The 21,788-nt window shown below is 65.2% G+C and carries 25 protein-coding genes; 12 read left to right on the top strand and 13 right to left on the bottom strand.

Annotation, left to right across the window (positions count from 1 at the left end):
- Positions 1-418: 418 nt before the first annotated feature.
- The 6 genes from BMY35_RS33345 to BMY35_RS38460 form a co-directional block, all read right to left on the bottom strand.
- A complete protein-coding gene (locus BMY35_RS33345) occupies positions 419-832 on the bottom strand; it encodes a DUF4189 domain-containing protein (RefSeq protein ID WP_256230373.1) in 414 nt (137 codons plus the stop codon).
- Positions 833-942: 110 nt separating this feature from the next.
- Positions 943-1,428, bottom strand: a complete 486-nt coding sequence (locus tag BMY35_RS38585; protein ID WP_218153036.1) for a DUF4189 domain-containing protein — start codon at positions 1,426-1,428, stop codon at positions 943-945.
- A gap of 69 nt (positions 1,429-1,497) precedes the next feature.
- A complete protein-coding gene (locus tag BMY35_RS33335; RefSeq protein WP_218153035.1) occupies positions 1,498-2,094 on the bottom strand; it encodes a hypothetical protein in 597 nt (198 codons plus the stop codon).
- 14 nt (positions 2,095-2,108) lie between these two features.
- The gene (locus BMY35_RS33330) at positions 2,109-2,756 is read right to left on the bottom strand and encodes a hypothetical protein (RefSeq protein WP_143080795.1); all 648 of its coding nucleotides are present in this window, start codon (positions 2,754-2,756) and stop codon (positions 2,109-2,111) included.
- 22 nt (positions 2,757-2,778) lie between these two features.
- Positions 2,779-3,537 (bottom strand): hypothetical protein, encoded by a 759-nt coding sequence (locus BMY35_RS33325; RefSeq protein WP_143080794.1) that lies wholly within the window; start codon positions 3,535-3,537, stop codon positions 2,779-2,781.
- A gap of 47 nt (positions 3,538-3,584) precedes the next feature.
- Positions 3,585-4,427, bottom strand: a complete 843-nt coding sequence (locus BMY35_RS38460) for a PASTA domain-containing protein (protein ID WP_093208794.1) — start codon at positions 4,425-4,427, stop codon at positions 3,585-3,587.
- Positions 4,428-4,664: 237 nt separating this feature from the next.
- Here BMY35_RS38460 and BMY35_RS33315 point away from each other — a divergent pair, with 237 nt between their 5' ends.
- The 3 genes from BMY35_RS33315 (at position 4,665) to BMY35_RS33305 (ending at position 7,039) form a co-directional block, all read left to right on the top strand.
- Positions 4,665-5,792, top strand: coding sequence for a helix-turn-helix domain-containing protein (locus BMY35_RS33315; protein WP_256230342.1), 1,128 nt, complete (start codon positions 4,665-4,667; stop codon positions 5,790-5,792).
- A gap of 64 nt (positions 5,793-5,856) precedes the next feature.
- Positions 5,857-6,675, top strand: a complete 819-nt coding sequence (locus BMY35_RS33310; RefSeq protein WP_093208659.1) for a DUF4189 domain-containing protein — start codon at positions 5,857-5,859, stop codon at positions 6,673-6,675.
- Positions 6,653-7,039, top strand: a complete 387-nt coding sequence (locus BMY35_RS33305; RefSeq protein ID WP_093208656.1) for a hypothetical protein — start codon at positions 6,653-6,655, stop codon at positions 7,037-7,039. Before BMY35_RS33310 ends, BMY35_RS33305 begins: the two co-directional genes overlap by 23 nt.
- A 425-nt stretch (positions 7,040-7,464) precedes the next feature.
- On the opposite strand, the gene BMY35_RS33300 is transcribed toward BMY35_RS33305, so the two are convergent.
- The 3 genes from BMY35_RS33300 to BMY35_RS33290 all read right to left on the bottom strand — a co-directional run bounded on the left by BMY35_RS33300 (position 7,465) and on the right by BMY35_RS33290 (position 8,968).
- A complete protein-coding gene (locus tag BMY35_RS33300; RefSeq protein WP_093208653.1) occupies positions 7,465-7,815 on the bottom strand; it encodes a hypothetical protein in 351 nt (116 codons plus the stop codon).
- Positions 7,816-8,038: 223 nt separating this feature from the next.
- Positions 8,039-8,377 (bottom strand): hypothetical protein, encoded by a 339-nt coding sequence (locus BMY35_RS33295; RefSeq protein WP_093208651.1) that lies wholly within the window; start codon positions 8,375-8,377, stop codon positions 8,039-8,041.
- 150 nt (positions 8,378-8,527) lie between these two features.
- On the bottom strand, positions 8,528-8,968 hold the full coding sequence (locus BMY35_RS33290; RefSeq protein ID WP_093208648.1) for a hypothetical protein: 441 nt from the start codon (positions 8,966-8,968) through the stop codon (positions 8,528-8,530).
- A 403-nt stretch (positions 8,969-9,371) separates the two neighbouring features.
- Between BMY35_RS33290 and BMY35_RS33285 the strand changes: the two genes are divergently transcribed.
- The 5 genes from BMY35_RS33285 to BMY35_RS33265 all read left to right on the top strand — a co-directional run bounded on the left by BMY35_RS33285 (position 9,372) and on the right by BMY35_RS33265 (position 14,271).
- Positions 9,372-11,786 carry an ankyrin repeat domain-containing protein gene (locus BMY35_RS33285; protein WP_126472295.1) on the top strand — a complete coding sequence of 805 codons (2,415 nt, stop codon included), beginning with the start codon at positions 9,372-9,374 and terminating at the stop codon, positions 11,784-11,786.
- Between the two features lie 410 nt (positions 11,787-12,196).
- Positions 12,197-12,481 (top strand): autotransporter outer membrane beta-barrel domain-containing protein, encoded by a 285-nt coding sequence (locus BMY35_RS33280; RefSeq protein WP_093208643.1) that lies wholly within the window; start codon positions 12,197-12,199, stop codon positions 12,479-12,481.
- Positions 12,482-12,492: 11 nt separating this feature from the next.
- The gene (locus BMY35_RS33275; protein ID WP_126472297.1) at positions 12,493-12,906 is read left to right on the top strand and encodes a hypothetical protein; all 414 of its coding nucleotides are present in this window, start codon (positions 12,493-12,495) and stop codon (positions 12,904-12,906) included.
- Between the two features lie 427 nt (positions 12,907-13,333).
- Positions 13,334-13,855 (top strand): helix-turn-helix domain-containing protein, encoded by a 522-nt coding sequence (locus BMY35_RS33270; RefSeq protein ID WP_177213763.1) that lies wholly within the window; start codon positions 13,334-13,336, stop codon positions 13,853-13,855.
- Positions 13,852-14,271, top strand: a complete 420-nt coding sequence (locus tag BMY35_RS33265) for a nucleotidyl transferase AbiEii/AbiGii toxin family protein (RefSeq protein ID WP_256230338.1) — start codon at positions 13,852-13,854, stop codon at positions 14,269-14,271. The genes BMY35_RS33270 and BMY35_RS33265 overlap by 4 nt, the downstream gene beginning before the upstream one ends.
- Positions 14,272-14,479: 208 nt before the next feature.
- Here BMY35_RS33265 and BMY35_RS33260 read toward each other — a convergent pair whose 3' ends face one another.
- Together BMY35_RS33260 and radC are read right to left on the bottom strand one after the other, a co-directional pair.
- Positions 14,480-14,875: an ATPase gene (locus BMY35_RS33260; protein WP_093208635.1), complete on the bottom strand. Its 396-nt coding sequence runs from the start codon at positions 14,873-14,875 to the stop codon at positions 14,480-14,482.
- Positions 14,876-15,160: 285 nt separating this feature from the next.
- Entirely contained in the window at positions 15,161-15,811 is a 651-nt protein-coding gene (radC, locus tag BMY35_RS33255; RefSeq protein WP_093208633.1) for a RadC family protein, read from the bottom strand.
- A 464-nt stretch (positions 15,812-16,275) separates the two neighbouring features.
- Between radC and BMY35_RS33250 the strand changes: the two genes are divergently transcribed.
- Positions 16,276-16,590: a helix-turn-helix domain-containing protein gene (locus BMY35_RS33250; protein WP_093208631.1), complete on the top strand. Its 315-nt coding sequence runs from the start codon at positions 16,276-16,278 to the stop codon at positions 16,588-16,590.
- A complete protein-coding gene (locus tag BMY35_RS33245) occupies positions 16,583-17,845 on the top strand; it encodes a type II toxin-antitoxin system HipA family toxin (protein ID WP_093208628.1) in 1,263 nt (420 codons plus the stop codon). Before BMY35_RS33250 ends, BMY35_RS33245 begins: the two co-directional genes overlap by 8 nt.
- 93 nt (positions 17,846-17,938) lie before the next feature.
- Here the strand turns inward: BMY35_RS33245 and BMY35_RS33240 are convergent, their stop codons facing one another.
- The gene (locus BMY35_RS33240) at positions 17,939-18,601 is read right to left on the bottom strand and encodes a TetR/AcrR family transcriptional regulator (protein WP_093208626.1); all 663 of its coding nucleotides are present in this window, start codon (positions 18,599-18,601) and stop codon (positions 17,939-17,941) included.
- A 130-nt stretch (positions 18,602-18,731) separates the two neighbouring features.
- On the opposite strand from BMY35_RS33240, the gene BMY35_RS33235 reads away from it, so the two are divergent.
- Together BMY35_RS33235 and BMY35_RS33230 are read left to right on the top strand one after the other, a co-directional pair.
- A complete protein-coding gene (locus BMY35_RS33235; RefSeq protein WP_093208624.1) occupies positions 18,732-19,433 on the top strand; it encodes a class I SAM-dependent methyltransferase in 702 nt (233 codons plus the stop codon).
- The gene (locus BMY35_RS33230; protein ID WP_093208621.1) at positions 19,430-20,620 is read left to right on the top strand and encodes an MFS transporter; all 1,191 of its coding nucleotides are present in this window, start codon (positions 19,430-19,432) and stop codon (positions 20,618-20,620) included. The genes BMY35_RS33235 and BMY35_RS33230 overlap by 4 nt, the downstream gene beginning before the upstream one ends.
- Before the next feature lie 162 nt (positions 20,621-20,782).
- Here the strand turns inward: BMY35_RS33230 and BMY35_RS33225 are convergent, their stop codons facing one another.
- Entirely contained in the window at positions 20,783-21,787 is a 1,005-nt protein-coding gene (locus tag BMY35_RS33225; protein WP_093208618.1) for a LysR family transcriptional regulator, read from the bottom strand.
- Position 21,788: the final 1 nt, after the last annotated feature.

Genomic DNA, 21,788 nt, shown 5'->3' with positions numbered 1-21,788 from the left:
GGCATACGACAGCACTCTAAAGTTGCCGGGGCCGTACGACCTGCCGGTGCTCGTTCGGCACGCCGCACGAACACCGAGAGGCAGGCAGAAGGAAAACAAGAAAAGCGCGTCGGACCGAGATCGCGGCTACGCCGCGTCACGGCGCCGGATGGCCGGCGACCGTGGGTCACAGGCACCCGGCCGTGCGCTTGAGCGTCATGCGCGACCGGCTGGACCCCGGCCGGACTGGCCAGCCCTCCACGAGAACCACGGCCAGGTGCTCGGCATGGGTCAGCACGAAGACGTGCTCGCGATGCCTTCGGGACTCGTGCCGGCAGGACCACTTCCCTCTGCGTGAAGCTGCGTGCCCGTGCCTGGCAGGCAGCAGGGCAATGGGGTTGCCACTTTCATGCGGGGTATCCCTGGCTTGCCTGGCGGCTCAGCGAACGGGCACCGCCATGCTGCACCTGCTGTAGACGACCTTGCAGGAGGTATCGGCGCACAGCTCCAGCACGGTGCTTTCCGCTTCGCTCAACTTGCGTGCGCTCGCAACGCTGTAGTGCGTGTCGCTCTTCGCGAGCGCGACGCATCCGTTGGAATATGCGGAGACCAGCTCGCACTTCTTCGATCCCAGGGAAATGCAGTTCGCCATGGCGATTCTTTCCGCCTCGGGTCGGCTGGATTTGTCGCGCGACGCACCGATGTTGCCCGTGTACTGGGCGTCCAGGGCGACCGCTCCCCATCGCTCGATGTACGTGACGCTTCGTGGCCCTGACGAGGCCTGTGCCCCGGCTTGGCCGGAGCCGGGGAGAGGCCTGCACGAGGACGTGCCTGCCCCGCCCTCAGGAACCATGCCAGTTGGGCAGCCGCCCTCTGCATGGGACAAGGTGACCGTCACCAACACGCAGCAAAGCAATAGTATTTGCGCTCTCATCGACATCTACCTCGGGTCGGCTCTGCAGGTCAGCGAACGGCGATTGCCTTGCTGCAGTCGGCGAAAACGACTTTGCAGGAAGCTTCGTCGCACTGCTTCATCGCCGCGCCCTGAGCGTCGCTCGGTGTGGGCCGGCTCGCGATTCCAAAGTGAGCGGTGCTCTCTGCCAATGCCACACAACCGTTGGAATAGGTCGAGATCAGCTCGCACTTCCTGGAACCCAGGGAGAGGCAGTTCTCCATGGCGATCCTTTCTGCTTCGGTGCGGCTGGACTTGTCATGCGAAGCGCCCACATTCGCCGTTGCGTGGGTGTCCATCGCAACGGCCCCCCATCGCTCGATGTACGTGACGCTCCGGGGCCCCGACGGGGCCTGCGCCCCCGGTTGGCCAGGACGCCGGCAGGAGGACGCGCCCGGGCCGCCTTCGGGAACCGTGCCGGCGGGGCAGCCGCCCTCCGCGTGAGCGAGCGGCTGAATGCCGAACAGGCAGACGAGCAGGGGCAGGAGGAATCTCATGGTGACCGGAGATCCCGATGCGGACCATGTGTCTCGCTCATGCAGTTTCCTCGCCATATTCAACCCTCCTCAGTAAGTCCTGCGCCAGACAAGAAAGATGTCCTTGCGGAAATTGCTGTCCTTGTTGCCGGGAATCTGCTCGTCCCGCGTCGGAATGAACATCGCCGTGTAGACGCTGATGGTGCGGTCGTCCACCTCGAGGTACATATCCGGCGCGCCGGCGACAGGACCTGCGTGGAAGTCGGTCATCTTTTCCCTGGGAACGGCATGCCAGACCAGCTCGTCCCGGAAGATCCGGCCGATGTCGACGCTCGCCTCGTGCGTCGCACCGTCCTTCGATGTCCAGCGCACCTCGGCCGGACCAGGAAAGTTGCGGATACCGAGTTCCGTCGATCCCCATGCATTGCCGTTGTCGTCTGCGGGCTTGGGCGGCGAGGCCTTGCCGTCGGGCTGCCGCGCCTGCTGGTGGCCGTTGTAGACGACCGTACAGCCGACGCTGTCGTAGCACAGCGCCTGGAAGTTGTGGCGCTTGAAGCGCAGCGGGACCTGCCGGGTCAGCGCCGGCGGTTCGATCTCCTGCTCCCGATCGGCCGGTTGGGCATGACCCCATCCGGCCGGCTGAAGAAGCAGACAGAGCAGCAAAGGCAACGCAGTGCGATGACGCATGACCGAGCCGTTCTCTATGGTTGCTTTGCGCGCTGGCAACCCATCTGCTTGATCAGCGCCGACGGATCGTCGGCATCGAAGAAGAATGCCGAATGGACCGGACTGGAAGCAGGATCGGGCCAGGCCTGGAGCCTGCCGCGCGCGAACAGCTGGCGCCCTTCTCCGGGCCAGCTCAGGCGCATGAAGACGTCCCTGCTCCAGGGCGCCATGCCGCCTTCGTCCCACGCGCAGTGGTCGGCGAGCAGCGTGACGGTCACGCCGGGCTCGAGCTGCTGCCGCAGGATCTCGCGGAACTGCGTGGTCGGCTTCTGCCGGCCGGCCGGCGGGATCAAGACGCCAGCCGACGTGGTCCGGCCTTTCGCATCGCGCTCGATGGTCAGCACAGCCTGCACGGACGGCTTGCCGGGTGCGCCGGGCAGCTCGATCGTGCCTTCGGCTTCGGGGCCCGCATCCTTGCCGTTCGTCCACCGAATGCCGGGGTGCGGTGCGTAGGGGTTGTAGGAGGCCTGCCTGACGACATCGCCGAGCAGCAGTTTGAGCGGCGTGTCGTTGGCCGGCGCCGTCTGCGGCGATTGGGCGTATGCAGCGCTTGCGAGCAGCGAAACCGACATCGCGAGGGCGCGCAGACTGCCGCAGGCAATTCGTGAAGGGACCCGGCGCATGGGAGTTCTTTCCTTTTCCGGGTCAGGACGCCTTGCACCGCATGCCTGCGATCCGCAGCTGCGGCTTGCTTCGATAGAAAACGAAGTTCGTGACACCCGGCCCCTGGTTGCCGCCGTCTTCATCGACATAGGTTTCCGCGAACAGCGGCATGGCGATGCCGGGGATGCCCAGCTCGTAGAAGGCGTTCTTCTGCGTGTTCGGTGCGCTCGTGCCATCGTCGAGCGTGCAACGGCCGGCAATGGGCTTGACCGCGGCATCGCTGCCGAACTGCCGCTGCAGGATGCCTTGCGTGTCGTCGCTGGGGTAGAACTTCTGCAGTGCGATCGACAGCACATCGCTCGCATTGCCGTGGAGCACCACGCCGACGTGGCCTTCGTTGTCCTTTTTGACGCCGGCCTGCGCACCGACCTTGCCATCGGGTACATCCACTTCGCCGAAGCCGGCGAGGAGCATGTCGCCGCCGCGATAGTGCGTGGCGTCGGGCGAGACGGTATCGGGGTTGTCCAGCGGCTTCGCGTCGCTCCAGCGCACGCCGGCCACACTGTCGAACGCTGCCCAGGGAGCAGCGGCCTGGCCACCGAGCACGCCCAGCAACCCCTGCAGGGACGATGCCTCGGCGCTGACCGGGACAGGGGTGGCTGCGGGGGCCATGGTGGAGTTGGCAGGCGGCGATGCAGGCGATGTTGCAGCGGGCTCGCACGCGCTCAGGCAGATCAGCAAGGCACCAGCCGATGCGGCACGCAGGCTGGTGCGACGCACGCGCGCGGACAGGCATTGCATGTGAAGGGCTCCTCGGGTTCGATGAAGTCAGCGAAGGCGCTGCGCATTCAGCGGCACTTGACGTCGTAGTCCGAGACGGTTGGAAGGTCCTTCTCGCCCACGGTGGTCAGGGTCAGCCTGCCGGCCGGACCGGCATAGCCGAAGTCGCAGTAGGCGAGGCCGGTGCCCGCGCAGGACTCGGCCTCGGTGATGCCGCGTCTGACCAGCGCGGCCTGCCTGGGTTCAGGGCTGGCCCCGCCCCGCACAGGCTTCCAGCCCTTGTCGGCCAACGCCTTGCGCGCCTTGTCGATCGGCATACCGTAGACGTTCGGCACCTTGGCCTGCCCCTTGCAGACCGACTCTTCATCGGCCAGCTTGCCCAGGCGCACCGTGCCGTCGGCCTCGACATGCAGATCGCCCACCGGCGAGCCGACGATGTCGCCGTCCCACACGCGCACGGCGCCGCCTTCGAGCGCGGTCAGGTTGCCGATGGCGGTGTCGTCTGCCGACTTGCCGTAGGCGAGCGCAACGAGCTTGTCGCCGTCGAACACGGCCACGTTGCCCTGGGTGATGTTGCAGGTGCCGCTGGTGCCGGCTTCCATCTGGCCGGCGAAGCTGACGGCGCGGTAGGCGCCCAGCGGCAGGTCCGCCATCACGGCCCAGCCCTGTGCGGCCACCAGCCGCGCCGCCGCCGACTTCGGCTGGATCACGCGCCACGGGCAGCCGTCGCGGTCGCTGGCGCTGCCGCCCGCCTTGGGCAGGTTGGCGATCGCCTTCATGCGGATGTCCTTCAGGTCGGACGCCACGCGCGGTGCGGACGCATCCGTTGGTGCATTCGGTTGCGCAGCCGCCGGCAGCGAAAGTGCGAGGCTGAGCGTGAACGCAGCCCCCAACACGGCAGATGCATCCATGAGGTTCGGAAATGGGCGTGACAGCATGAGGAGAGCTTGGGAAGACGTTGGTTTCGAGGCGTGGCTGACGCAACGATTGTCGAAGCGTAGCGGGTATGGCGGCGTCCAGTTTCCACCTGATGTAGATGAAATTGCACCTTGGCCCAGAAAGTGCGGGACTAGGATGCGCGCTCGATGTCGCGACTCCGCGAAGATATCCGATGCATGCCTCGATGCCGTCCAGGCTCACAGGATGCGATGTTCCTGGCGCAGCGTGCCTGCGTTGCAACGCCGCTCGGCGATGATGCTTGGGTCATGAGAAGAGAGCTCGTTGCCATGAATGAGTCGGACGCCGTTCCTGTCTTCAGGTTTTCCACGGTCGACTACCCCGAGCGGGATCGATTTCACCTCTGGGTCAAGGACAACCTCTGCGACTGCAGGTTCGAGGATGACGGCTACGGCGCATTCGATGCGGAAGCCACCGGCGCGGCACTCGGCCCGCTGGTCATCTCGGGGAGACGCTGGCCCAAACGGCCGCGGCCTTTGACCTACGCGGTCCATCGCAACGCACGGCGCATCCGACTGGACGGCCAGGAATCCTTTCGCTTTACGTTGCTGCTCAACGGGCAAGTGACCCGTCGATCGATGGGCCCGGATTCCATCAAGAAGCCCGGTGATCTGTTCTTCTACGATGTCGCGCAGATCAACGATTGCATGGTCGAAGCCGGGGACGTGATCAGCGTCGTCGTGCCCAGGCACCTGCTGCCCGGCTCTGCTGCACTTCTGCATGATCGAACGCTCGGAAGCGGCATCGGCCGCCTCCTGGGCGATCAGATACTGTCGCTGTTTCGCAATCTCTCCAGCCTGCAGCACAAGGACGTGCCCGGCGTCGTCCAGTCGACGTTGCTGCTCATGGCTGCCGCCGTTTCGCCAACGGTCGAGGCGATTCACGAGGCGAGCAGCCCCATCCGCAGGGGCCTGCTCGAGCGGATCCGGCATCACATCGATGCGCACCTGCTGGAGCCTGATCTGACGCCCGAGCGGATCTGCCGGGACGTCGGCGTGTCGCGGGCCAAGCTCTATCAACTGTTCGAGGAAGACGGCGGGATCATGCGGCAGATCCGGCGCAGGCGACTGCGTCATGCCTATCAGGTGCTCAGTGACCCTCAGCGTCAACATGTGCGAATTGCGGAGATCGCATGGAGCCATGGCTTCTCGGACGAGAAGTACTTCTATCGTCTTTTCAAGGCCGAGTTCGGTCATACGCCGAAGGAGACAATGGAGCGCCGCTCAGGCCCGACGTTTCTGCCCTACGGTCAGGTCCCATTGAACGCGGGGAGCAGCCTTCCTGGATGGACGTTGCCATTCGGTGTGCTCAACAACTGATCGGGTGTTCAGCGTTCCGACCGGCCGATTCTGAAGCTGACGGCAGCGAAGAGATCACAAGACCATGAAAAGAGCACTCCTCATATTTTTCCTGGCCTCGCAGAGCGTGCTTTTCTTCGGTCCCCAGGCTCGCGCGCAGGTGGCTTGCCCTTCGGGTTGGATCCCCTATAGCGCGACGTCCTGCGGGCCCGCACCCAATTCGCAGCAATCTCCCAAGCCCAACGACCATGGCGCCCCCCTCCAGTTGGGGTCTCGTTGGGGGGCGATCGCCACCGATGGAGTGAAGGGTGTGCTCGGGACTGCCACCGGGGAGCGCAGCGAGCAAGGTGCCGCAGGCAAGGCATTGGCGGATTGCCAGGCCAAGGGGGGAGCGCCCTGCAAGCTCCAGATTTCCTATGCCAATGGATGCGCAGCGATGATCGTCGGGGGTCGTGGATTCAGTACGGCCTACGCCGGCACCAAGGAAGAGGCCATACAGAGAGCCATGGCGGTCTGCCGCAGCGATGGCGATACCGAATGCCATGTGTACTACACCGATTGCAGCCTGCCGAGACGGGACTCCTGGCCGCAGGTCTCTGTCCAGAGACTGCCAGCGTCATGGCTTACGAAGAGTGGAAAAGATGCGACTCAAAATCCTTCTGGCTGGTTGCGTGGCTTGCATCAACACTGCCGGACACGTTCGGAAGCCCCGTCCTCCAGGCTGGGTCGACGCAGAGATACCAAGCGACCGGTGCACCGAGCTGCACTGTGGCTGCACCGCATTCAGCTTGCCAAGGCAACCGAAGTAGAGATGTCCGCCCCCAAGGTACACAGACCTTTCCGGGGCGCATCACTTTCGGGCGTCACAGAGGAGTTGCACGATGACACTGACAGCCAGCATTGACGAGATCGCCAGCAGCCTGGACGGGCTGGATCCGCCCTGGCTACCTCGCTACGACCTGCGCGCCTATGCCGCCAAGGTGGACAACGAGTGCGGATACACCTCCGACATGATGGTCGGCATGGAAATACACACGAAGATGTTCGAGGAGGTCGTGGCCTTCGTGCAGTTGTGCGGCGCGTTTGCTCAATTGCACCCCTCGGATGCGAGGCAGTATGCGTGTATGCGTGATGACAGGGCGGGGATCGACGACGCGCTTGCCCGCAATGCCAGCCACGCCTGCCCGACCTACACAGGGTTGCTGGCGCTGCTGATCGAGCGGGGCATTCTTGTGCCGCGCGCGCAGAATCCGGCCTCACCTCGGTAAGGCATGGCGCACCAGCCCGTGCGCTGCTGCATCCTGAAGGGCGCGCGGCTTCAACATTTCGCTTCCCACCGGCGATGGCCATCACCGCAGCTTTCGTGCGTACCTTGGCAATCGCGGCGGAATCGCCAGATGCCTCAGCCACTTTCTGTTCTTTGATGGCGTTGACGACAAAGGCATCCAGTGCCGGCTCGATGACCCAGACAACCCCTTCAAAGGGGCCGGCTCGGCTCGGCGCGTTCTGCGAATTTGTTGAGCCCCTGCTGCAACTGTTCGAGATGCACCGGATGGTCCCTGAGCACGTCGCGCAGCCGCGGAGGAATGGGTGGGGAAGCGAGTCTAGGCATCGCAACTGCCTCCTGCAAAAAATTCGAGGGCCATCGACCGGTGAGCCTGGTGGGGCCTCGTCCAACGGTCCACTGGCGGCATCATTCGGACACCTCCTTGTTCTCCTGGAAGTAATTCCAAAAGCCGTCATGGCCAAGCCAGCGGGCCTTGGAGCGCGCCCGGAGCATCGCCCGTTCCTTTTCCCTCGCCCGCTCGATCGCGGTGGGGTCGCCGCTGGCCTCCGCCGCTTGCCGTTCGTCGTGTGCCTGGGTCGCGAAATCTGCCAGCTCATCTTCAAGCGACCAGATGGCTTCATCGAATGGCTGCAGCCTTGGTGCGGCGTGGTCCGCGAATTTGTCAAGCACCTTCTGCAGCCGCGCGATCTGTTCCGGATAGTCCTTGAGCAGCTCGAAAAGCTTCGTGGGAATGGGTGGCGAAGCGAGTCTTGGCATCGGCTGACCCTCCTGCAAGCAAATAGGGGGGTTTCGCTGGCCGTGAGTTGGGCGTGTCGTCGGACTTGTACGTTCATCACACGCAGTGGACGCCTTGCTTCCTCCGGGGCGACTTGACATCGCATGAGCCTGGTCGGGCAAGGTGTTCGCGCAAATCACGGACTTTCTCGTGCCGGGCGGCAGGATTCCGCGCGTTTCCCTTCTTGAGATAGATCGAGTGAAGCTATGGCTCCTTGGAGCGAGGGAAATCCGCAGCTCCAAGTTCGAGCGCCATGCTCCTGATCGCGTTCAGCGTGCCGTAGCCGGGGTTCTTCCGGCAATGCTTCACCACGTGGTTCACGACCATCTTCTCCGAGAGGTCTGGGTAGATCCTTTGTGGGTTGTACGTGTTGTATGCGGAGATATAGCCGCGCGCGTACTGATGCAGCTGGGCGCGGACCGACGGGTCTCGCTGATGCTCAAGGACCGTGCGGCAGGGCAGACCCTCGTAAACCGAAATGACGGGCTTCGTGGCAAACGCCGTTGAACCGAAGAGTGCCGCGACAAGAAAAATTGCTTTCACAGGAGTTGACTTTGCTTGGATTTGCAGCGGCTGCAATGCGAGCGATGCGGGGACATCAAGACGTCTCACTCGAGGAGGCGAACCGCAAGCGAAGAAGTACAACTGCCGTGCAAACGAGCTACCGTTGAACAATATGCCATGGCTCACCTCCTAGCGCAGCGGTTCGAACGACGGCGATGTGAAGCCGCCCTCCATCGTGCCGCTCAATGCAGTGCCGCTGCAGGTCCACGTCCAGCGCTCGAACGTGTAGTTGCTCTGGATCCAGCGATTGCCGGCGGCGTCGCCGCCAGGCGAGCGAACCGACCAGCCTATCTCTGCGTTGTAGTGTGCTGCATCGCGTCCGTCGATCACGACGCCTTTGGTATCGACGATCTTTTCGCGCGTTGCACCGTTCTCGATCGGCTGAGGCCCCTTGTCTGCGCCGCTCTTGTCCTGCGCATGCAACTGCCGCAGACGCTCCACGCACGCGGCGAAGCTGGCGAATGATTCCGGTGGCGTCTGGCGCAGCGGCAAATGTCCGCTCGCATGGACCGATGGCGCGAACAGTACCAGCACGCTCAGCAAGCAGGGGCTTGCGTCGAGTCGCTTCATCCTTGAGCTTCCTGTGTATGTTTCATTCTTGCCTGCTCCGGTTGTCGTCCTTCCAGAGGACACTGCCACTCCACTTGTGCTGCAAGGATCCATGATCGCTGCGACTGGCGACCTACCTCCGCCAGACGGTCTCCCAGTTTCGCCCGTACGGATCGAAGGCAGTGATCGATTCGGACGTCACAGGGCAAGCAGGATCGAGCGGTGTGGAACGTCGGTACGGAGTGTGCATGACCTTCCTCGCGCCGAAGTGGACTCCGCTGAGTAGATTGGTGGAATCTCGTCCCACGCGGTCATCCGATGATCTCGACCTCGCCGTTTCCATTTCACGGGCGCTTCTCACCATCTTCATTCAATGCGGTGATGAGACCGTCATCATGGCGATCCCGTCACCCGCGAGAGTTCCATGAAGAAGATCCTGAATCTAGGGCTAAGCACCGTGATCGCGTTGTCGCTCGTACTTCTGTCCACGGGGGCGAGCGCCTTTTCCGGCGACGCCACGGACAACGCATTCGCCGCCTTGCTTTCGATGCCAGGCGCCGAGCCGGAGCAGGGCTACTGGGATTTTCCGAAGCCTGATGACCTGCCGGCGCGCGACGAGACGGCCCTGATCACCTATCTGGCGAAGCAAATGAAGGACGGCGCGGACCCCAATGCCTACCGGCACCTCGGCACCCTGCTCCACCACGCCATCCGCGCGGGCCAGCAACGCACCGCGATCTGGCTGCTTGCTCATGGCGCGGATCCGCGCAAGACGCTCCAGGGCGGCACGGACACCGCCGTGACACTCGGCGTTCGCTACAAGCGCGAAAAGGTCCTGCTGGCACTGAAGTCGACCTATGGCCTCGTGCCCGACACGACGCCCGCGTCATCAGCAAAGCCGCCACCCCAGCCCGTGGATGCCAGGCGCATCGCTTCACTGACCTTCGGCTCCCCCGCCGACGACAAGCTGGCGCGGGACTACATGCGCCGGGTGGCGATATCCGTGACCTCCTACAACCCCCAGAGCGACCGGACGGCCACCAGCGAGGCTGCCGTTGGTCAATGGACTGCGCTGGCCGCCCGCCTGAACCCCGAGGTCTATGCCCGCATCATGGACGACGATCAGGCCGTGAGCGACCTGGTACTGATGCACAGCCGCTCCGCCGCGGGCCTGGACGCGGCCCTGTCGGGCGTGCCCGCTCCGGTCCTGCAGCGTCGCGTGAACGCCGCGGTGCGCGGCCTGGCGCAGCGTGCCGCGCTGCTCGGGTCCTCGGGCGACGCCCTCCCCGCCTACGGGCTGGCACCGGAGCTCTGGCGCACGCTGTGGCGACATCTGCCTCGACCGATCGACTACACCGAGTGGCCCTCGCTGGCCGGGCGGATCCAGCCCGAGCTCTGGGGCGAGCTGTTCGCCAGCGGCTACGCCAACCGCGACGCGAACACCGCGTTGCAGTGTGCGCCTGCCGAGATGGGCGCGAAGGCCTTCGAGGCCGCTTGGCCTGTCATGCTTGCGCAGTTCGGCAACGCCCGCGACACCGTACCGATCACGATACTGAGCCAGTTCCGGCTCATCGGCTCGCAGTACCCCGACTGCGCAACCTCCAGCGAGGCCGACACCCACGCAAAGCTGCTTTTCCTTGCATCGCAGGGGGCAGCCCGGCCGATTCGCGGGCTGGACGCCAAGCGCGTCGCAGCCGATGCCAAGTCACTGGTGCCAGCCGTGAGCCCCTTCATTGACAACACGGCGAGCGGCAAGCCCAGGCTCGTCGACGCGCAGGCGAACTGCACCTTCGAACTGACCGAGCCCTTGTACCGCGAACTCCTGAACCACGCGACGGTGAAAGGCGACCAGGACACCGTGGAGGTTCGCGTTGAAACGGTTCAACTCATCGAACTCCCCGGTGATGCTCGATGCAGCTTGCTGGTGGGAGGCAGCTCGCAGGTCGACGGCTATGTGGGCGGCCTCGTGGACACCTTCACCGGGCCAGAGAACAACCCCACGCCCTCGTGCCCCGATCCGAGCGACCGGTACGAGGTCTGGCGCGAGCGCGGCGGCAAGGTCAAGCGTCTGAACACCGATATGGGCGGCGACGATGGCGTGCCCCGGCTGATGCCGGTCCAGGACACGGTGACGGGCCATCGCTATTACCTCCACGACGGCATGCAGTACGGCAGGTGCCATGGGGCGCTCAGGCTGCCGTTCACCTTCGAATGGAAGTCGTCGGCACAGGGGCCTGCGCTGATGAAGACGACGGCATTGCCCGAGCTGGAGGAGGCGCTGTATGCGCAGTGCGATGTCGGCGACAGGGCCGGTGTGCGATGCAACGGCATTTCCGCGTTGAACGCGGTCGCCCCTTCTGCGGCCGCCTCCACTCGAAAGGATGCCTTCAACAGCCTGGATCTCCAGACGTTCCTCAAGGTGTTTCGCAAGACGCAGTTCGACGACTACCAGGCCGCGGTACAAGCGCTGGACAGACCGCGCCTGCAGGCCTTCAAGACCGCAGGCGTTCCCGGCCCGTGGACCGCGGAAGCCATCAAATCGCTGGCGCGCTCGGATCTGCCGCTGGCCGACCGGCGCCGGCGCATCGCCTGGCTGTTTGCCGACCATGACCAGCTGGCGCGGGCGTTGGACAACGAGGTGCTGGCGTCGCTGGCGGACTGGCTGCCGCGCGAAGACTGGGGCCCGATTCTGGGCGTCGTCACAAGTCACCGGGACGTCTACTACGGCCTTGGCTATCTGCGAGCCGGCCTTGCCGAAAAGAAACGCGATGCACTTGCCTGCGACATCGACCGCGCCCAGGGCTTGATGTGTGGCGAGACCTGGGGCGCTGACCGCTAACACCAGAGAGGCCAGGGCAGCAACGCTGAAGGGCCGCCGCAGGCGCGCGGCACGCGCCGAGCACGCGCGCATGTGCGCGTCCAGGACCTTGAACGCGAGAACGAGGGGGAGCCTCAGGGCTTTCACAGGCAAGCCCTCCCTCTGCAGCCGCCATGTCCCTGTAGTGCATCGAACAGACCCTCATCGCGCTGGCGGCCAGCTGCAGGACGACCACGCCCATGCCCGGCAGGAAGCCGGCCACCATGAGGCATGTCGGGCCGCGCGGCGCCTCCATTCCATTCAGACGTCGCTTCAAGGCAACGCGGCTCAGTTTTTTACGAACTTTGAACGACTTTCGTTCTACACCGCATGTTGTCGGGGCGGCGCGGCAGGCCCCATCATCTGCAAGACGCAACTTGTAGGAGATGCGGATGGATTCACTCTGCGCCAGCAAACTGTTCCGTGAAGCCGGGCGCCGCGTCGATGTGGGATCCGTGGCACTGGAGCCTTGCGTGCGTTTCGCCTCCGTGCGGATGCATGGCGACGCTTTGGCCGAGCACGGCGGGTTAGCGGCGCTCGACAGCGAAGGCGGCAGCATCAATGCGAGGTTCGCGACACCGACCCTGCGCCCGCAGCGAGAGACCTCCTGCGCGGGCCAGTACCGCAACGAACTGCAGGACCACGGATTCAAGTTCACTCTGAATTGGGCTTTCTGAGGGAGATCGCGATGACCGCTCGGAACTTTTCAACCATTGCTGCAGCCAGCAAAGCCGTCAATTTCGTGCTCGCGGAAACGGAGCTTGGAGCCACGCCAGCGCACTACTTCGAGCCGACCAATCTGGGTGGACTGCCGCCGACGGAGTCTGAGCTCAGGGTCAAGGAGGACACGGAGCTGGGCAATCGCACCCGCTTCGCGACCCATATGTGCCTCATGTCGGCCAGTCAGGCCTTGAAGGCATGCCTGGACCTGCTCAGTTGTGAAGTCGATCTGCCTCCCCGTGAACGCGTGCGCAAGTTGGCGGAAATCGCCAGCAAGGCACGCGCCGCCGAGGAGATGGCTGCGCAGGCCGCCGGCGTTCTATTGGGCGAGGTCAACATGCTCGAGAACGCCTCGATCGTGGTCTCGCGCGGCGCACCGTGAGCTGGTGCAAGCCGCGAAAATTCCCAGTAGCTCTTCCAGCGACACGTCGCTCGCACCTGCCCCGCAATATGTGGTGGATAGCAGTTGCTGCAACGGTTGTCGCAGTCAAGACCTTACGTCAGGCGCAACACGCGCGTGCTTGATCTTTGCCGCGCCGGAGTGAAATCCGCCAGGGAGATTGGTGGAATCCTGTCTCATGCAGGCATTGCAGCATTCTGGTTGACCTCTTGCGTTTCACGGAGGCTTCTCACCGCTCTCATTCAATGCAGCGTTGGCACCGCCACCATGGCGATCCCGTCACCGTCAGCGCTCCCCCTCCCCGCCGCGCGGCGAGCCGACATGGGCAATCCCAAGGCAGCACCATATGTGCACCACCCGGATGTCGAATATATTGGACATTTGCCCTTTCGTTCGACAGAGTGCAGACATGTCCACCCTTCACGAAATCGGCAACGCCGTGCGCACCCGCAGGATGGAGATGGGGCTCACCCAAGACGCCCTTGCCCGCATCAGCGGGCTTTCGCGTTCGACCGTCAATGCCGTGGAGAAACAATCCATCGGCAACCTGAGCATCTCGAAAGCCGTCGCCCTGCTCGAATCCATCGGCCTGTCGATGAGCGTCACGACGACCGGCGCGACCCATGCTTCGTCTTCTCATAGGAAAGTTGCTCCGGCCAGGTCCGCGCTAGAACGCGCTGCAGCCACGGCCGGCGTGAGCTACCAGTCGGCGATGACCGCCAGGCAATTGGAAACGGCGCTCGTCACGGATGACGCCCCACTGCGAATCCGGCCGCATCTGCAGGTCTTGTTGGACGAAGCGCCTGTCTCGCTGCTCGCGAAGGTGGTGGACGAAATCCATGCCGAAAAAGGCATGGCGAAGGCCCGGGTCTGGGACCGGATGCGGCACCTGGCGCACGAACTGCAGTGCTTCAGGCCCATGTGGCAATGACGAAGGTCGATTTCACGCGCGAAGGCCCGTGGCGCAGCCTTTGGCCCAAGGCACTCGGCCTCATGTCACACCTGGAGAGAGTCACAGTCGATCCGCAATGGACCTTCGGCGGCGGCACCGTGCTCATGCTTCGCTTCGACCACCGCTTCAGCAAGGACATCGATCTCTTCGTACCCGACCTCCAGTACCTGGGACACGTGAATCCTCGCCTTGGTGGCCCCGCAGAGGAACTCACCAGCGAGTACGAGGAAAACGCAGAGTTCATCAAGCTTCAACTGCCCGCAGGCGAAATCGACATCGTGGTCGGGGCTGCACTGACGCAGCCGAATTGCGAAATCGTTGACTACGAGGGGCGCCCGATCCATGTCGAAACATCCGCCAGTTCCACGGTACTTGGAAGCATGCGAATCCATTAGCCGACTTCGGCATTGATCGAGTCGGTAATGAAAAATAGAACCGGCCGTCACGATGTCCGGGTCTCTCGACGGCCTACGGCAGCACCTGCTTGGGTTTTCGTGAGGGCCCGTCTGGCAGCCAGTCCTGCGACCTGCAACCGTCGCAAAAGAACAGAAGTGCACCGCCTCGCGGTTCGCGAAGCGGCGCACGAAGGACCTCAACGGATCCTCAGTCCTCCTCGGGTCCGACCATCGCCTGCAGCCGCTCGATCACGCCGGGTTCGACGAAGACGCACGGCACATCGGGCGCCAGCGCCACGTTGGCCACACGCACAAGGACTTCGCGCTTCAGGTGCGCAAGCCGCCCCGTGCGCCAGGCCTGCTCGGGCCGCATGTGGTCCTGGTCCGCCGGCACGCCGCTGCGCTGCGGGTCGCACTCGATGAGCGCGACGAAGCCCTCCTCGAAGAGCCTGCGATGCTCGGCGCACAGGCCCCAGCCTGTCACGGTGTGGCGCTTCATGCTCTGGCGCAGGCGCCTGTCGAACAGGATGCCGCCGGTGTCGAAGCCCAGGCCGCATACCAGGCAGAGGTGCTGTTCCATCGAAACGTGTGATTTCTCGTCCATGACGATCTCCGGTTGTCCGGGCGGAATTGCCCGCCGCCGGGACCGCACGGCGCAGCGCAGCAGTCAGGGGTCGAAGACGGCCGCCAGGCCGCCAGCGCCGCGCCCAGCCGCTGCGCGCAGCCCTTGACGGCGAGAACGCCGTGCAACGCTGAAGGCACCAGCAAGACCGCCCCCTCTTCTCCCTCTCCCGCTTTCTGGCTCCCCGGGATCCGGGCAGCACGCGCACCGCGCGACCCGCCCGGACCGGATCCCTTCAGGGGCGCCGCAGCGCCCCCGCGGCCGCGCTCAAAGCAGGCCGCGCTCGGCCATCGAGGCCACCCGGTTCGCGCCCACCACGATGTGGTCGAGCACCCGCACGTCGATCAGCGCGAGCGCCGACTTCAGCGCCTCGGTCACCGCCAGGTCATCGGGCGACGGCTCCACCACCCCCGACGGGTGGTTGTGCGCCAGGATCACCGCCGAGGCGTTGTGCTGCAGTGCGCGCTTGAGCACCTCGCGCGGATAGACCCCCGTCTGCGTCAAGGTCCCCCGAAACAGGTCCTCGAACGCCAGCAACGTGTGCCGCGCATCGAGGAACAGCACCGCGAAGCTCTCGTGCGCCTGCCCCGCGAAGTGCAGCTTGAGGTAGTCCGAGACGGCGTACAGCGAGCGGAACGCCTCGCCCGGGCGCAGTTCCTCGGCCAGCAGCTCCCGCGCCAGGCGCAGCCCGCACAGCAGCTGCGCGCACCCCGGCAGCGACGAGTCCCGCGCGAAGCACACCAGCTTGTGCAGCGAACGGCCCTGCGCCGCGTACAGCCCCTCGGCTTCGGCGCCGAGGAACGGACGCAGCGCATCGAGCACCTGAAGCTCGCGGGCCGTGAAGGCCGACGGTCCATGAAAGGAAGCCGGGGAAGACGAAACAACGGAGGAGGACGAGGAAGAGGAAAGTGCGTTCATGACGAACTCCTGTGGGTGACACAGGCGGGATTGCCTGCGAGACCCCGCCACCCCGTCGCAGCGCAGCGCTCAAGGCCGCCGCAGGCGTGCGGCACGCGCCGAGCACGCACCCACGGTGCGCGCGCAGGGCCTTGAACGCGAGAACGAGGGGGTAGCCTCAGGGATCACAGGCAAGCCCTCCCCAACCCACACACCGGTCACGAAGGTACCCGCGTGCGATCCCATTCGCCGCCGCACGGCGAGCGCGCGTCCATTGCAGGCGGGATGCTCGACACTGGCGCCAGCACGCCGCAGTACTGCGGTCGGGTTTCGAAGAAGACCGCGAGGTCCGCGAACAGCGCGCACGCTGAACGCAGCAGCCAGCCCCGTCCTCTCTCCCTTGGCGTCGGCAACGGCGGACCATCCATATTTAATTCCCCTATTACATAGCTTAATCAATAAAAACCGAGATAATCTACAACACAATGGATTTACAAATCAGCACTCCAGAGGAGCTGCTCAAGCGACTTTGCGAGCGTCTTCGCAAGGAGCGGTTGACCCAGCAGATGACGCAGGTCGATGTGGCCGCGCGCGCCGGCCTCGGGGTCAACACGGTGTCCAACCTGGAGGCCGGCCGAAACGTGACGTTCGAGAACGTGATTCGCGTGGCCATGCTGCTCGGACGCGCGCAGGAGCTGGAGGAGCTGTTCAAACCGAAGCTCGACAGCGTGGAAGACATCCTCCGCTACGAAAACAGCGCCACGCGACACCGCGTCAGAAGGAAGACCGGGAATGCCTAGGCAAGTCGACGTCTTCTATGACGGCTGGGGCGAGCATTGGCGATGGGGCACGCTCGTGTCCTCCACCGCCATCACCGGACGCCCCCTCATCGCATTCGAATACAGCGATGAAGCACGCAGCAGGGGGCTGGAACTGTCGGCCTACACCCTCCCCTTGAAGGGCCCGAAGCTGCGCAGGGACTTCCCTGCGCATCAACTGGGACTTCCCGGGCCGATCTATGACGCCTTGCCCGACGGCTGGGGCATGCTGCTGATGGACCGCCTGTTCAAGCGGCGCGGCCTCAATGCCGCACGCATCGGTCCTCTGGAGCGGCTGGCGTACATCGGACCCCATGCGATGGGAGCCATGTCCTTCGAGCCCGTGGCCGCCGAAGTGCTTGCGCCGAACGAGGGAATCCCCCTTGCCCAGCTGGCCGCCGAGATCCGGGAGGTCCTCAATGGCGAAGGCGGGGAATTCCTGCAGAAATTGCTGCGCATGGGCGGCTCGCCGCAGGGAGCCAGGCCCAAGGCACTGCTTTATCGCGACCCCGGCACCGGCGCCTTGACCACCGCAAGTGCGCCCGGCCTGGAGGCATGGCTAGTGAAGTTCCCGGGCCAGCATGAACACCCCGAAGTGTGTGCGATCGAAGCCGTCTACGCCGACTGCCTGCGCCAATGCGGCATCGAGACGCCGCAGACAGGGTACAGCGAACTCCCGAACGGCCAGGCAGCCTTCGCGACCAGGCGCTTCGATCGGCAAGGGGAGGTGCGGGTGCCGATGCAAAGCCTCGCTGCCTTCACCGGCGCGGACTTCCAGACCCCAGGAGCGCTGGACTACGCCAATTTCTTGCGCGCCACCCAGATCTGCACCAACGATGTGCGGGAGAAATCCGCCGCCTTCAAGCGCGCTGTCTTCAATGTTGCTTTCAACAACCGGGACGATCACTCGAAGAATTTCGCGTACGTCATGTCCTCGACCGGGCAATGGCGGCTGGCGCCGGCTTATGACGTCACCTTCTGCGAAGGACCGGGCGGCTATCACCAGATGGACGTGATGGGCGAGGCTCTGGAGGTCGAGCGCAAGCACCTGCTGCTCCTCGGCCAGCAAGAGGCGGAGCTCTCGGGTCACGACGCAGGCCGCCTCATTGACGGCATCTGCGACGCAGCGGCCGGATTCTCGGTGATGGCCAGGAACACCTACCCTGGCCAGATCACCCAGGACACCATGCGCGCGATTCAAGGTCGAATCAACGACAACATCGGGCGACTCCGGTAAAGCGATCCGCAGAGGCCGCAGAAGACCCGGCACGCGGCAGCCTCGCGGTCCTGACTCGAAGACCGATAAAGGCCGCACCGACAGGCCGGCAACCTAGGTCAGATACTGGAGCACGAGCCGGGTCACTTCGTCGATGAAGCTCTCCACCCGGTCGTCCGCGAGAAGCTGCGGCTGATGCAGCACGGCGCCGTGCGCCAGGGTCTCCACGGTCGACACGCAGACGAAGGTGGCCAGCTCCAGGTCCAGGGCGCGGCGCAGTTCGCTGCGATGCGCCTCGAGAAAGGCCCGCACCAGCTCGTTGGCCTCGCGCTCGAACCCCTCGACTTCGGCCAAGCGGCCGGTGCGCGGTATCTGCTCGACCAGCACGCGGTGCAGCTGCGGGTCGACCCGATGGGCGCGGATCATCACGTCGACGATCTCGCGCATGGCCTCACCGACCGGCCTCTGCGCGACCCGGGCCAGCGCATCGCGCAGGATGCCGAGCATCTCGCTCTTGTGCCGCTCGATGACCGAGGCCACCAGCGACTCCTTGGTCGGGAAGTACTGGTAGAGCGAGCCGATGCTCACGCCCGCCTCCGCGGCGATGCGGTTGGTGCTGGCGCGTTCGAAGCCTTCGCGCACCAGAACGCGAGCAGTGGCCTCGATCAGTGCGTCGACGGTCGCGCGCGAGCGTTCCTGCGACGCCTGCTTCCTGAGGTTGAGGGCCGGCGCGCGCGCGGCGGCGGCCTTGGTTGGTTTTCGAATGCGAGTAGACATTGCGAGTAATTACTCAGATTATGACCGCTACCGCGATGCATCGAAACCCCGGGGCGGTGCGAGCGGCCGCCGCCCGCCCGCTCTTTCGTCTCGAACCCCTTTCGACATTCGATCCATGCAAGGAAACGCAATGAACAGAACGCTGCGCCCGTCGCGCGATTTCACTCCGGCCGTGCCGGTCCTCGGGGCCTACGACCCCATCGTGTCCCTCTTCACGCAGGAGCGGCGCTGGCGCTCGGCGCTGCTGTCGCAACTCGCGCCGAAGCCCGGCGAGGTGATTGCCGACATCGGCTGCGGCACCGGCTCTTTCCTGGTGCTGCTGGCACTTCTGGGCAAGGACGCAGCCCCCGGCCAACTCGTGGGCATCGATCCGGACGAACGCATCCTCGAGCGCGCCCGCAGGAAGCTGGCCGACGCCGGCGTCGCCTGCGAACTGCGCCAGGGCTACCTGCGCGACGCGGCGCGCCTGCTCGCGCCATTGCGGCCCGACAAGATCGTGTCGAGCCTGGTCCTGCACCAGGTGCCCCTTGCGGAAAAGCGCGCGGGTCTGGCGGCCATCCACGCGGCGCTGCGGCCCGGCGGCGAGCTGCACATGGCCGACTACGGCCTGCAGCGCACGCGCGCCATGCGCTGGCTGTTCAAGCTCGTGCAGGCGGTCGACGGCGTGCAGGACACGCAGCCCAACGCGGACGGCATCGTGCCGGCGCTGATGCGCGAGGCCGGCTTCGCCGAGGTCGAGGAGACCGCGGTGATCCCGACACCGACCGGTTCCATTTCGCTGTACCGCGGCATCCGCCCGGCCACCGACGACCGGCAGGAGCAGCCGGCATGAGAAACATCAAGCCCGTGGTCTTTGCCAGCGTCGCACTCTCGGGGCTCACCACGGCGGTGATCCTGCCGATCCTCGCGCCGCTCGTGCGCTCGCTGCACCTGTCGGTGCAGCAAGGCGGATGGATGCTGTCGATCAGCTCGCTGGCGATGGCTGTGATGGCCGGCCCCTGGGGACTGGCCAGCGACCGGTGGGGCCGGCGCCGCGTGATGCTCGCCGGCTTTGCCGGCATGTTCGGCGCGTACGTGCTGTTCACGGCGATCGTGCTGCAGGGGCTGTCGGGCCTGCTCGCAGGCACATGGCTGCTGCTGCTGGCCACCGGCGCACGTGCGCTGCTGGTGGCGTTCCTGCCCGCGGTGCCGGCGGCGGCGCAGGCACTGATGGCCGACCACACCGCGGCGAGCGAGCGCGCGAGTGGCATGGCGCTGATCGGTGCGGCCAGCGGCGTAGGCCTGGTGCTCGGGCCCGCCATCGGCGGACTGCTCGCGGTCCGCGGTGTGGCCTGGCCGCTGGTGGTGGCCGGGGCGCTGTGCCTGCTGGGCTTCTTCGTCGTGTGGGCGACGGTGCCGAAAGGCATCGGGCCGCCCGCGGGCGGAAAGCCCCCGTCGGTCAGCCCGTTCGCGCCGCAGCTGCGGCCGTGGATGGCCGCGAGCCTGATGTCATGGATCGCCATCGTGACCATCCAGATCATCGCGGGCTTCTATTTCCAGGACCGCCTCGGTCTCGAGACGTCGCAGGTCGGCCCGAAGCTGGCCACGGCACTCACGACGACGGGGCTGGCCCTGTTCGGCACGCAGATGCTGCAGGCCAGGTTCCTCGGATGGCCGGCACGCCGCATGGTGGTCGCCGGCAGCACCTTCTGGGTGGCCGGCCTGCTGGCGTTGCTGGGCACGGCCACGATGGGCGCCTACGTCGCGGCCTTCGCGCTGCTTGGCGCGGGTGCGGGCTTCCTGGTGGCCGGGTCGATGGCCGGCGCATCGCTGGCCGTGCCCTCCGACCGGCAAGGCGCCGTCGCGGGCCTGATCGCCGCGATGCAGGGCGCAGCGCTGGTGGTGACGCCGGCCGCCAGCACCGCGCTGTATGAGATCGATCGATCGCTGCCGTTCGCCGGTCTCGCGGCACTGTTGTGCGCGCTGGCCGTTTTCTTCGCGCTGCCTTCGTTCCGCGTGGCTGGACGCCAAGGGCACTGAGCAGGCCTGCGAAAGCCTGCGAGTCGCGACGAGGCGTCAACTGCGGCCGGGTGTCTCGACGCGCATGGGCAAGGCGCACGACTCGTCGCCTTGGTGCGCGCCTTGCTTGCGTCCAGCAGAGACCTTCATGGAAACCCTCGACGGGGCCACTGAGAGTCGGATCTAGGCCGCTTTCCGGAGCAGTTGATCTTCGAGCTCGCTGGGTAAGCGATCGCCAAGCGCCGGATTCCGGCAAGCGCCCCGGGCCTGCGATGGCGACCCGGGCATCATGCCAGCCACAAAGTCGATGAACGCTCTAACCTTGGCCGGAACGTGGTGCCGGCTGGGGTAGTAGACGTAGAGAGGGAACGTCTCGTCAGGCCAGCCCGCCAGAACCGGCTCCAGCGTGCCCGCGCGCAGGTGCATGTCGATCCCGAGGTCTATCACCTGGGCGATCCCGTAGCCCGCAAGGCAGGCCCCGATCTTGGTTCCCGCATCCGTGACTGTCAGATTCCCGCGAACGGCCACCTTCACCTTCTCGTTGTCGCGCCAGAACTCCCATTCGAACGGCCTGCCGGTCGCCGGATCGATGGCGAGAATGCATTCATGGCCATCGTCGACCAGGTCCTTCGGTGACTGCGGTCGACCGCGTCGCTCCAAGTAGGACGGCGCGGCCACAGTCAAGACGCGCGGACTGTAGAGCCTGCGACAGACCAAGGCTGAAACGGATGGCGGACCAAACCGTATGGCGAGATCGAATCCGTCACTCACCAGGTCCGAGAGGTCGTTCCTGGTCTCCAACTTCAGCTGAAGCGCGGGATGGTCCTTCAGGAACTGGGTCAATTCCGGCGCTAACACAAGGCGGGCGAACACGGCATCGCACGCCACACGGAGTGTTCCATTGACGACCGAGCTTTGGTCCGAGGCACTGTTAGTCGCCTCTTCGATCCCCTGAAGCAAAGGCAGCACCTTCGACAACAGCTCATGCCCTGCGTCCGTCACTTCAACGTGTCGGCTGGTGCGATGCACAAGCTTCGTACGCAGGCGATCCTCCAACCGTTGGATCGCACGACTTACCGCAGGCTGCGTCTTTCCCAGGCGAGATGCGGCACGACCAAAGCTCTTGAATTCGACCACGGCTGCAAGTGCAAGCAAGCCGCCGACGAGGCCTCCATCGAGGTCTTCCATG

This window comes from Variovorax sp. YR750, assembly GCF_900109805.1.
GTDB lineage: Bacteria > Pseudomonadota > Gammaproteobacteria > Burkholderiales > Burkholderiaceae_C > Variovorax > Variovorax gossypii.
Note: the sequence above shows the minus strand (reverse complement) of the source record. Positions and strands in the feature narration are given on the sequence as shown.